Genomic DNA, 11,204 nt, shown 5'->3' with positions numbered 1-11,204 from the left:
CACGGGTGTGCACCACGGAGTGCTGACGGAATTCCATTTCCACCATGTGGAAGCCGAAGGTCTCGGTCTGCCAGATGAGGGTCTGGACCGGTCCGTATGCGGCGCGAACGGCGCCGGCCTCGGCGAGCGAACGCTGGACCACACGCAGGTCGGCGAGGAAATCGTCGCAGGTGCGGTACATCGTGTCGGCATTGCGGGCCACGGTGGCGTCCAGGCGCGCTGCCATCACGAGCATCACGGCACGATGGGGCTCGGAGTTGGAGATCTCGCTGGCACGCTCGGTAAGGACCTCGCTCATCTCCACCTGATGGCTCCACAGGTTGAGCAGCTCATCGGACGGCTTGGTGTATGCGGCCTCGAGCGTGAGGTTGCGGCCCACGCGGCGGCACTTGTCGGCGAGCTTGGCGATCATGTGCGTGGCGTACTTCGCGGCAACCTGACGGCTCACCTTGGCGGTGACGTTGGGGTTGCCGTCACGATCGGAGCCGATCCAGCTGCCAGGGTGGAAGAACGCCGGGCACACGGGCGGAACCGTGCCGGCATACTCGCCCAAAACCCAGTCGTCAAAACGGCGGTACACCACGGGGATGGTATCGAACAGCGTGCTGTCGAAGATGTCGATGATGGTGTCGGCTTCCTCGACGGGCGTGGGCTTCTTGAGGGCAATGGGGCTCGTGCGCACGAGCGCATCGATCTCCTGGAGCATGTGGCGCTCGTTCGGAGCCGCCCAGGCGCCCACGTTCCTCGAGCAGGCCGGCGATGCGGCGGATCTTACCCTCAACGGCCTTGCGGCGCGCCTCGGTAGGATGCGCGGTGAAAACCGGATGGAACTCCAGGCGAGAGAGCAGCTCGGTTGCTTTGGCTCCGCCCACCTCATCGGTGAGCTGATGGAACGCCACGGTGAGGGCGTTCGCCGGGTCGACGGCGTCCTCGGTGGAGACGCTGCGCTCACGCTCGCGCAGGATACCCACGCGATAGCTCTCCTCGGAGAGGTTCGCCAGGTGGAAAAACGCCGTGAAGGCGCGTACGATGACCTGAGCTTGGTCGATGGGCAGTGCGTCGATGAGGGAGACGGCGTCGCGGAAGGCGCGGGCGGAGGGCGTCTCCCCCGCGGGCATGCCCTGCTCGTCAACATCCTCGCCATCGGCCTCGGCACCGGGATCGCCGGCGTTCGCGCGAATGACGCTCACCATGAGCTCATCGAATACATCGAGCACTTGAGCGTCGTACTCGCGCAGGATGCGGCGCTCGAGGCGCAGGAACAGCGCCAGGTTGTCGCGGAGCTCGGCGGGGATGTCGATGTCGGACAGAACCTCGACCGCCGCCTCAAGGTCGGTCAGGTCGATACGACGGGTGCCCGACATGACATCAGCGATCATGTCGCCGGTGAGCGCTTCGCTCAGGCGCTGGCCAGCTTGCGTATTCTCTGCCACACTACCTCCTTCATTGCTTAGCACGAGGCGCATAAACCTCGCAGACCGCATTATTATAGGCAGGCTCTCCCGTATCTACCACATACTTTAGTGAAGTGGAGTACATCTCCTACGTTTCAACAAATTATCGGTAGACGGCTCGCGCACTTCGGCGGGCGGCATGAGCTTCTCGGCGGGCAGCGCAGCCGCCCCAAACGGAAAGGGCGGCGGGACACTTGTTCCCACCGCCCTGGGTTTCCATCGTCGAATGCGCTACAGAGCTGCAATGATTTCAGCGGCCCCAACGCGATCGATTAAACGTTCCTCATGCGTTGCCATGTTGCGCAGCTTGACCTTGCCCGCGGCGAGCTCGTCGCCGCCGATGATCACGATGTGGGACGCGCCCAACTTATCCGCCAGCTTGAACTGGGCCTTAAGCGACTTGCCCTGGTAGTCGCACTCGGTGCGGACGCCACGGGCGCGTAGATCGAGTGCCAACGCGAACACCTCGTCGCGAAGGTCGGCACCGGCATTCGCCACGAAGACGCAGCCCTCATCGTCGCATGCCATCTCCTTGCCGAACGCCTCAAGGGCGAGCATGGCGCGCTCAAAGCCCACGGCGAATCCGACACCCGGCGTGGGCTTACCGCCCTCAAGCTCGACCAACCCATCGTAACGGCCACCGCCGCCGATGGAGCCCACGCCCGCACCCGGCGCCTCGACCTCAAAAACCGTGCGGGTGTAGTAGTCCAGGCCGCGCACGAGGGTCGGATCCTCAACATACTCGATGCCCGCCGCGTCGAGATGGCGCTTGACCTGCTCGTAATGCTCGCGGCAATCGTCGCACAGGTTGTCGCCCATAAGCGGGGCACCCTTCATGACCTCGCGACAGTGCTCGTTTTTGCAGTCGAAGGCGCGCAGCGGGTTGATCTCGGCGCGCTCGCGGCACTCATCGCACATCTCGTCGGCATGGTCGAGGATGAACTGGCGCACGGTCTCGCGATACGCGGGACGACACGCCGGGTCGCCCATGGAGTTGATGAGCAGGCGGAGCTTGGAGAGGTCGAAGCCCAGGCGCTCGTAAAAGCGCATGAGCATGATGATGCACTCGGCATCGGCGGCGGCGTCGGGAGCGCCCAGCCACTCAATGCCCACCTGGTGGAACTGACGCAGGCGGCCCTTCTGCGGGCGCTCGCCGCGGAACATCGCCTCCGCGTACCACGCCTTGAACGGAGCGGAGCCCTGGGGAACCAGGTTGTTCTCCACCACGGCGCGCACCACGCCGGCCGTGCCCTCGGGACGAAGCGCCAGGCGCTGCTTGGCCTTGAGCTTGGCGTCGGTACCCTCGGTGAGGACGCGCTCGAAATTCGCGCCGGAGAAAACGCGGAACATCTCCTTGCGCACCACGTCGGTGGATTGGCCGATGCCGTGGACGAATACGTCGAGCTGCTCGATCGCCGGAGTCTCGATGGGCTCGAACCCAAACGGGCCGAACACCTCCGCCGCGACTTCCTGCATCTTGAGCCAAGAGCGCATCTCGCGCCCGATGAGGTCCTTGGTGCCTTCGGCCTTCTGTGCCTGCATATGGTGTCTCCTTCGCGTGCGCCCACGAGCGCCGATGCGCTCCCGGGTGGTGCCGGAATTGGTGAATTCAATCAAGACAGTATACCTGCAAACAAAAGGAACCGCCCGTAAAGAGCGGCTCCGAAATACCATAGGCGGACGAGCGAGGCGGACGTCCCCGCCCATCGTAACGGTACCCCACCATGCAACGAACCTTGGCGAAGCCAAGCGGAAGCGCGTACCATTGAGGCATACTCGATCGTCCGCAGGCCCCTGACTGTCAGGGCATATTCAAAATGGAGCCGACCATGCACCAATTCCGCAACGACTATTCCGAGGGCGCTTGCCCCGAGGTCCTCGAGGCGCTCATTCAAACCAATGCCGAGCAAACGCCCGGTTACGGCACCGACGAACATTGCGAGCGAGCCGCCGCGCTGCTGCGCGAGGTTTGCGGACAGCCGGACGCCTACGTGCGCTTTATCCCCGGCGGCACCGCGGCGAATGCCGTCTGCATCTCCGCGTTCACCGACGACTTCGAGGGACCGATTCTCGCCGCCGACGCGCATCCCACCGCGCACGAGACCGGTGCCATCGAGGCCTGCGGACGCCGCATCCTCGCCACAGCCGACGCCTTCGGCGTGCTCACCCCCGCTGAGGTCGAGCGCGTGTACCACGCGTCCATCGCCGGCGGCTGCCATACCACGCGCCCCGCGATGCTCTACTTCTCCAACACCAGCGAGCTCGGGCACGTCTACACGCGCGCCGAGTTCGATTCGCTGTGCGATGTCGCCGAGAAGCTCGACCTCGCCGTGTACGTGGACGGTGCCCGCATGGCGAGCGCGCTGACCGCCGCGGACGGCGACCTCACGCTCGAGCACCTCGCTTCGCGCGCCGATGCCTTCACGCTCGGCGGTACCAAAGCGGGTATGCTGTTCGGCGAAGCCCTCGTGGTGAGCCCGCGCACCGCACGTGGGCGGCGCGCAATCGAGCGCATCCCCTACCTCACCAAACGCAGCGGGCACATGACCGCCAAGGGCCGCCTCATGGGCATCCAGTATGAGGCAGTGTTTGACCCCGAGCTCCGCGACGCCGAGGGGCTTCTCCCCTACTTTACCCACGCCAAACGCTCAAACGAATGCGCCGTCATGCTCGCCAATGGCCTCGAGGCCGCCGGTTACGAGCCATATGTGCGTACAACCGGCAACCAGCAGTTCTTCTGGTTCGATTCCGATACGGCCGTCCGCATCGTCGAAGCCAGCGGTGCCGAAGTCACGCCCGCCAAGGACCCCACGGGGCGCGACCGAGTCGTCCTGCGCTTTGTGACGAGCTGGGCCTGCCAGCCCGAGCACGTCGAGGAGCTTTTGGGGTTCATCTCCGCCCTCTAGCGCACCGATGGGCCACGGACCGGAACCATACACCGCTCATAGAAAAGCGCCCTGTGACGGGCGCCTTTCCTTTTATCGTTTGGGAAACCATTTCCGCAAGAAGCTGAAGTGCGTCTCGGACAGCACAATCGACAGGAAGATCAGCGCGAATCCGAAGATCAACTTGCCGGTGAGGACCTCGCCCGCCATGAGGACGGAGAAGAGCACGCCCGAGGGGCTCTCGAGCGAAAGAAGTAGCGAGCCGGTCGCCGGCGGCACGTGCGAAAGCGCCTGATTCTGCAAGAGCAGGCCGATAGTGGTGCACACCACGGCGAGAAACACAAGCTGACCGATGATCTCGGGCGTCCACTGCTCGGCGGGAACGCGCGGCTCGACCGCGATGGTCGCGATAAGCGAGAACGTGCCCACAAATAGGAACATCCACGAGGTGAGGACGCTCACGTCGCGCGTGCGGCCGATGTGGCCCACCACCGCCATGTCCACGGCGAAAAAGACTGCACCCACCAACGTCATGAGGTCGCCCATCTGGATGCTGAAGTTGTCGAGCGCAACAAAGCCCACACCCACTAGGCACAATAGCGCCGAACCGATATGCCACTTGGTGACGCGCTCGCGGAACAGCACGAGCGCGATGAAGGGCACCAGGATGCAGTACGTGCCGGTGAGGAAGGCGTTCTTGCCGGGTGTCGTGTCCACCAAGCCGAGGGTCTGCGCGGCATACGCCGACCAGATGACGCAGCCCATGAGCACGCCGAACCCCAGGTACTCGCGGTTGAAGTGCGCCTTTATACGCTTATGGAAGACACCGAACATGATGGCAGCCGACAGAAGGAAGCGGCACGCAAGCAGCATGAACGTAGGGACGGTGTCGAGTACCGTCTTCATGGTGAGAAACGAATAACCCCAAACCAAGGCCATGGCGACGAGCATGAACTTCCAGAACAGCGGTGACCGTGCGCCGGCGCCGCGAAGTTTGCCGGGCGCTCGGTCCTCTGACGGTACGGGAACGGGATCCCTGCTCGCAAAGGGATCGCCGAGCTCAGTGCCGGTGGTGGCTTTGCGGCCCCCGGCCAGCACAGACTTTGCGGCAACCTTGGTCTGCCCGGCCTCTTCGGCGGCATTTGCCTGTCCGACCTCGGTCCTGCCCAGTTCCTCCTTGATCATGGCCTTCAATTGAGCCCACGCCTCGCTTTCCCCCTCGTATCGCACACCGGACCTGCAGGCGCAGGAATACTTCCAGGTGCCCCCTTTACATGCACGTTTCATGGAGCGTACGTCCTCTATGGCGCAGACGGTATTGATGCCATCCGCACACTCGCGATCGTCGCTGGCCATTCCGGCTTCCTCGCGCACCCGAGCGTGGTGTCCGCGCCACCCGGGCGCCGCTCGGCATCACTTGTTCATCGTGTCGGCCCCCCGATGCGAAAACCTTACCATAGGGCCAACATGCAGCTCAACGCACCACGCTAAAGCGCATGCTCAGCAAAAGCAAAATGTCACACGGCGTGCGCGCCGTGCTTGCAATGCCTCGGCCTCAAGCAAATATCCGGCCGGCCATAGGCAATCCGGAGCACACTGGGAACACCAGGCGCGCCGAGCACGCTAGACACGCTGCTGCGCTTCAACCTGCGGAAACGGTGTCACGGGCGGCTGGTCGGGACGGTGCTCCCCCAGCATCTTCTCCATCCAGACCATGCTGTACCATCGACCGCCCTTGTAGCCGCACCGCTCGAATTCGCCCACCAATCGGTACCCCAAATGGGCGTGGAACTGCTCGCTGTTGCGGGTGAGGGTCTCGTCGTCGGCACCGTACGGCACCGCAATACACGCGTACATGTTCAGGATGCCCTGCGCCTTGAGGGCTCGCGCCAACGCGTCGTGCAATGCGCGGCCAATACCGCGCCCTGAGTAGCCCTGCGCCACGTAAATGGAAGTCTCAACCGCCCAATCGTACGCGGGTCTTCCCTTGAACGTGCTTGCGTAGGCATACCCCACCGGACGACCGTCCAGCTCCGCTACCAGGTAGGGAAAGAACGCGAGGGTCGCGCGCATGCGCTCGGCGAACTCCTCCGCAGTCGGCGGCTCGTACTCAAACGTGATGGCCGTCTCCAGCACATAGGGCGCGTATATCGCCGCAAGCGCCGGAGCGTCCGCCTCGGTGGCCAATCGAATGACAAGCTGATCGCTCATGGTGTCTCCCATCTTTAAGCAGTCAACCCCTTCTCGAAGGGCTGCGTCAACACTGGACAGCGTCGAACAGCATCATAATGACATGCGCCCATCTCGCCCGAGGCTTAATGATCATTTTGCAAAAACCGAGTTTGCGCACTCCTACATCGAGCGCAGATGAGCTCACACAATCGCCCCGGGCAAGGGTCCTAGAACTCGCCATCTCACTATGGCATAATCGCTTACCACCAGCTCCGAATTATCGACTCAAGGTTTTCCGAATGTTTCGTTATTGATGTTCCGAATTATCCGTTCGTGATTTTCCGAATCTTGAAACGAATATCACGGGCTCGGGAGCTGCTTGCCCATCGGCATTCTCTTCGCGCGCAGGCCTCTTGTTGCGCGGGGTCACGCTTCCACACCAAAGAACTCTCGGGTCGCGGCGATGAATTCGACGAGGTGCGGCGCAATCCCCTCATCGAGGTCGTCTCGCCCGCGCAGATGGCCATGGTCAACTTCCGGTACAGCCCCGAGGGCATGGATGAGACCGCGAGGGACGCCCTCAACGCGCGCATCTGCGCCCCGCACCCGGAGGCGACCGAGCACGACATGTGGGAGACGGTGCGCCGCCTCACCGCGATCTGCCGCGAGGAGATCGAGGCGGGCGGCACGTCGAGTTAGCTCAGCGCCTGGCGCAGGAGCTCGTTGAAGAGCTTGGGGTTGCCCGTGCCGCGACTGGCCTTCATACACTGGCCCACCAAGAAGCCGATGACCTTCTGGTTGCCGTCGCGGTACTGCTGCGCCTGGTCGGAGCAGGCGGCGAGGACCTCGTCCACGATCGGCTGGAGCGCCGACGTGTCGCTCACCTGGCGCATGCCGCGCTCGTCCACGATCTTGGCCGGGTCGTCGCCGCTTTCGGCCATCGCCTCGAAGACCTCGTGGGCCTGGTTGCTCGAGATCGCGTCCTCGGCGAGCAGCTTCGCCAGGGACGCCACCTGCACGGGCGCGATGCCGCTGGCGGCGAGCGCCACACCGGCACCCTTGAGGTAGGCCGCCAGCTCGTTCACGACGAGGTTGGCGACCGTCTGGGCGGCCTTGCCGGAAAGGCCCTGAGCGGCGGCCTCGAAGAACGACGCGGTCTCCGGGTCGCCCGCGAGCTGCTCGGCGTCGGCACGCTTGATGCCAAAGTCCGCCTCGAAGCGATCGCGCTTGGCGTCGGGCAGCTCGGGCAGTTCGGCACGGCAGTGCTCGATGAACTCGTTGGTAAGGTCGAACGGCGCCAGGTCCGGGTCGGGGAACAGGCGGTAGTCGTCGGCCGTCTCCTTCACGCGCATCACCACGGTGCGCTTGCGACTGGGCTCCCAGTGGCGCGTCTCCTGGTAGATGGTGCCGCCCCCTTCCAAGACCTCGGCTTGGCGGCAGATCTCGTATGCAAGGCCGTCGTGCAGCGCCTTGAAGGAGTTGAGGTTCTTGAGCTCGGTCTTGGTGCCCAGACCCGTCTCGCCGCGACGGCGGATGGAGACGTTGCCGTCGCAGCGCATGGAGCCCTTCTCCATCGAGCAATCGGAAATGCCGATGGTGAGGAAGATGCGGCGCAGCTTCTCCATGAACAGGCGCGCCTCCTCGGGGGTGCGCAGGTCGGGCTCGGTCACGAGCTCGATGAGCGGGGTGCCGCAGCGGTTGTAGTCGATGAGGCTCTCTGCCGCGCCGCCGATGCGACCCTCCTCGCCGCCCACATGGACCATCTTGGCGGCGTCCTCCTCCATGTGGATGCGCAGGATGCGGATGGGCACCGTATAGGAACCGTCCTCATGGCGCTCGGCCACCGCGAGATCGGCCGTGTCGTAGGCTGCCATCCCTGCGAGGGCCCCTCCCGCCTGCTCGGGCAGCCCCTCGGCCATCTGGCGCGACAGCCCCTCGGCGTTCGCACTGGCACTCGCCAGGCTCGCGGCCTCTCCATCGCCGAACGCACACAAGGGGCGCTCCGCAGCCCCGCGGCCCGTCACCTCGAGGTTCAGCTGGCCGTGCATGCAAAACGCAACTGGGCCTTGCGTGGTCTGGAAGTTCTTGGCCATGTCCGGATAGAAATAGTGCTTGCGATAGAACATCGAATGCTTCTGGATCTCGCAGTTGGTGGCGAGACCCGCCTTCACGATGCTCTCGATGGCACGGCGATTGGGCACCGGCAGCGCGCCCGGCATTCCCAGACACACCGGGCATACGTTGGTGTTGGGCGCGTCGTCGTGGCTGAGCTTGCAGCCGCAGAACATCTTAGTGTCGAGCGCGGTCAGCTCGGTGTGGATTTCCAGACCGATGACGGCCTCCCAGTCCTTGAGGACCTCGGTTAGCTCCCTCATGCGAGCTCGCCTCCCTTCCCGGCGAAATCGGGTGCCACAACGCACCCCGGCGCACCGGTGGCCTGCGCATGGGCACGCTCCACGGCGCGCGCGAACGTGAGCAGACGACGGTCGTCGAACGCACGACCCACCAACTGCACGGCAACCGGTAAGCCAGAGTCCGCACCCAAGCCGCACGGAACGGTGATGCCTCCGTTACCCGCGATGTTGATGGAGATGGTGAACATGTCAGAGAGGTACATCTGCGTGGGGTCGGACAGCTCGCCGAACTTGAACGCCGTGGTGGGGCTCGCAGGCATGAGAATCACGTCCACCTGATCGTAAGCGCGCGCGTAATCCTCGGTGATAAGCGAACGGGCCTTTTGCGCCGCGTAGTAATACTTGTCATACACGCCGGACGACAGCAAATAGGCACCGAGCATCTGACGGCGCTTGGCCTCCGCGCCAAAACCATGGGCACGGCTCTTGGAGCTCTGCTCGGCCAAATTGGTGCAACCGGCCTCCTGATAACCGTAACGAACGCCGTCAAAACGAGCGAGGTTGGAGAACGCCTCGGCGGGACCGATCACGTAGTAGGCGGCGATGGCGGCGTCGAGGTGTGGCAGGTCGACCTCGACCAGCTTGGCACCTTGGGCCTCGAGCGTGCGCAAAGCGCCCTCAACGGTGGCCTTGACCTCGGGGGCCAGACCTTCGGCTTCCATGAACGCGGGGATAACGCCCACGCGCAGACCGGCGATGTCGTCATCGATGTGCGCGGCGAACCCGCCCTCGGCCTCCTGGCTCGTACCATCGAACGGGTCGCGCCCGCCCGCCGTGAGCGCGTCGAGCGCGAGCGCGACGTCCTCAACCGTACGGCCAAACGGGCCCACCTGGTCGAGCGAGGATCCAAAGGCCACCACGCCGTAACGCGACACCACGCCGTACGTGGGCTTCATGCCAACCACGCCGCACAGGGCGGCGGGCTGGCGAATCGATCCGCCGGTATCGGAGCCCAAGGCGAGCGCGGTCATACCTGCGGCGACCGCAGCAGCCGAACCGCCGGAGGAGCCGCCGGGAACACGCTCGAGGTCCCACGGGTTATTCGTGCGATGGAAGGCGGAGGACTCCGTTGAGGAACCGAACGCGAACTCATCCATGTTCGCTTTGCCCACGGGCAGACAACCCGCATCGAGCATGCGGCGCACGCACGTCGCGGTGTACGGGGACTCGTAATTCTCGAGCATGTGCGACGCGCAGGTGGTACGCGTGCCTGTCAGATTCATGTTGTCTTTGATTGCCAGAGGCACGCCGGCGAGCGGCGGCAGGGGCTCGCCGGCCGCGCGTGCGGCGTCGACTCGAGCGGCCGCCTCGAGGGCGAGCTCGGGAGTCACCTGCAAAAAGGCCTGGACATCGGCCTCACGCGTTTCGATTGCGGAGAGGGCGGCGCGAGCGACTTCCGTTGCCGTGAACTTGCCTGCGGCGACACCGGCGGCGATCTGAGCGGCGGTGAGCGTATCGAGCGAAATACCCATTATCGATCGCCTCCGCCCAAAATCGAGGGAACGCGGAACTGCCCATCGCGCGCGGCGCCGGCGTTCGCCAGGGCGTCCTCGGTCGCAAGTGCGCGATCCGCGTCCACGGCGTCGGAACGCATCACGTTCGACAAATCACCGATGGGGTGGAACGTGGGCTCCACATCCTCGGCGGCGTATTGGAGAATCGGCTCGAGCATCTCGACCGCATCGTTGAGATACGTGGTCATCTCCGCGAGCTCCGACTCATTGAGCGCGATGGTCGCGTATTCCGCGATCCCGCGCACATCATCCTCAGTGAGTGCCATGTGGCGCCCCTTTCGATGGTGAACATGCAATTGTTCCATTATAGACACGGCGGGGCACTCCACCTTTATGGAGTGCCCCGTATACACGAGATTGAAACGGCGTTCGCCGCATGCGCCGCGTGGGCTAGAACGTGAACACCTCGCGGAGCGCGGCAGCGCAAGCCTCCTCGTCTGGCCCCTCAACACGCACCGCAAGCTCGTCACCACGGCGGGCGCACAACCCCATCAGCCCCATGAGGTCGCGCGCAGAGGTCGACGCACCCCGGCACACCACGGTCACGGAGCTCTCCCATGGGTGAACGGCGGACGCCACGAGCGCCACAGGCCGGGCATGCAGCCCCTCGGCATCGGAGATGACGTGCGAAAACTCGATCATGGTACCTGCTCTCTTCCATGCCGCGGCCGGGCAGACGACGGAGCGAACAATAAAAGCGCCGGGCGGCATTGAACTGCCTCCCATTTCTTGGACTGGAAAATAAAGTCCTCGAGATGGGAGGTT

The 11,204-nt window shown here is 64.3% G+C and carries 9 protein-coding genes and 1 pseudogene; 2 read left to right on the top strand and 8 right to left on the bottom strand.

Features of this window, described 5'->3' with window-relative positions; translation table 11 throughout:
* Together ACT8II_RS03390 and hisS are read right to left on the bottom strand one after the other, a co-directional pair.
* Positions 1-1,364 (bottom strand): annotated as a pseudogene (locus tag ACT8II_RS03390) (phosphoenolpyruvate carboxylase); the annotation flags it as partial.
* Between the two features lie 321 nt (positions 1,365-1,685).
* Positions 1,686-2,996 (bottom strand): histidine--tRNA ligase, encoded by a 1,311-nt coding sequence (hisS, locus tag ACT8II_RS03385; protein ID WP_118653499.1) that lies wholly within the window; start codon positions 2,994-2,996, stop codon positions 1,686-1,688.
* 287 nt (positions 2,997-3,283) lie between these two features.
* Between hisS and ACT8II_RS03380 the strand changes: the two genes are divergently transcribed.
* Entirely contained in the window at positions 3,284-4,360 is a 1,077-nt protein-coding gene (locus ACT8II_RS03380; RefSeq protein ID WP_294159214.1) for a threonine aldolase family protein, read from the top strand.
* A gap of 72 nt (positions 4,361-4,432) precedes the next feature.
* Here the strand turns inward: ACT8II_RS03380 and ACT8II_RS03375 are convergent, their stop codons facing one another.
* Together ACT8II_RS03375 and ACT8II_RS03370 are read right to left on the bottom strand one after the other, a co-directional pair.
* Positions 4,433-5,695: a DMT family transporter gene (locus ACT8II_RS03375; protein ID WP_443812999.1), complete on the bottom strand. Its 1,263-nt coding sequence runs from the start codon at positions 5,693-5,695 to the stop codon at positions 4,433-4,435.
* 267 nt (positions 5,696-5,962) lie between these two features.
* The gene (locus ACT8II_RS03370) at positions 5,963-6,550 is read right to left on the bottom strand and encodes a GNAT family N-acetyltransferase (RefSeq protein WP_443812998.1); all 588 of its coding nucleotides are present in this window, start codon (positions 6,548-6,550) and stop codon (positions 5,963-5,965) included.
* A 438-nt stretch (positions 6,551-6,988) separates the two neighbouring features.
* On the opposite strand from ACT8II_RS03370, the gene ACT8II_RS03365 reads away from it, so the two are divergent.
* On the top strand, positions 6,989-7,210 hold the full coding sequence (locus ACT8II_RS03365) for a hypothetical protein (RefSeq protein WP_118653495.1): 222 nt from the start codon (positions 6,989-6,991) through the stop codon (positions 7,208-7,210).
* Here ACT8II_RS03365 and gatB read toward each other — a convergent pair.
* The 4 genes from gatB to ACT8II_RS03345 form a co-directional block, all read right to left on the bottom strand.
* Entirely contained in the window at positions 7,207-8,886 is a 1,680-nt protein-coding gene (gatB, locus tag ACT8II_RS03360; RefSeq protein ID WP_443812997.1) for an Asp-tRNA(Asn)/Glu-tRNA(Gln) amidotransferase subunit GatB, read from the bottom strand. The two genes, ACT8II_RS03365 and gatB, sit on opposite strands and share 4 nt — an antisense overlap.
* Positions 8,883-10,397: an Asp-tRNA(Asn)/Glu-tRNA(Gln) amidotransferase subunit GatA gene (gatA, locus tag ACT8II_RS03355; RefSeq protein ID WP_443812996.1), complete on the bottom strand. Its 1,515-nt coding sequence runs from the start codon at positions 10,395-10,397 to the stop codon at positions 8,883-8,885. The genes gatB and gatA overlap by 4 nt, the downstream gene beginning before the upstream one ends.
* On the bottom strand, positions 10,397-10,705 hold the full coding sequence (gatC, locus tag ACT8II_RS03350; RefSeq protein WP_443812995.1) for an Asp-tRNA(Asn)/Glu-tRNA(Gln) amidotransferase subunit GatC: 309 nt from the start codon (positions 10,703-10,705) through the stop codon (positions 10,397-10,399). Before gatC ends, gatA begins: the two co-directional genes overlap by 1 nt.
* Positions 10,706-10,829: 124 nt before the next feature.
* Positions 10,830-11,081 carry an HPr family phosphocarrier protein gene (locus ACT8II_RS03345; protein ID WP_443812994.1) on the bottom strand — a complete coding sequence of 84 codons (252 nt, stop codon included), beginning with the start codon at positions 11,079-11,081 and terminating at the stop codon, positions 10,830-10,832.
* Between the last annotated feature and the right edge of the window lie 123 nt (positions 11,082-11,204).

Source organism: Collinsella sp. (assembly GCF_052346665.1).
Taxonomy (GTDB): Bacteria; Actinomycetota; Coriobacteriia; order Coriobacteriales; family Coriobacteriaceae; genus Collinsella.
The sequence above is the reverse complement of the archived record's forward strand: the minus strand, read 5'-3'. Positions and strand labels throughout refer to the sequence as shown.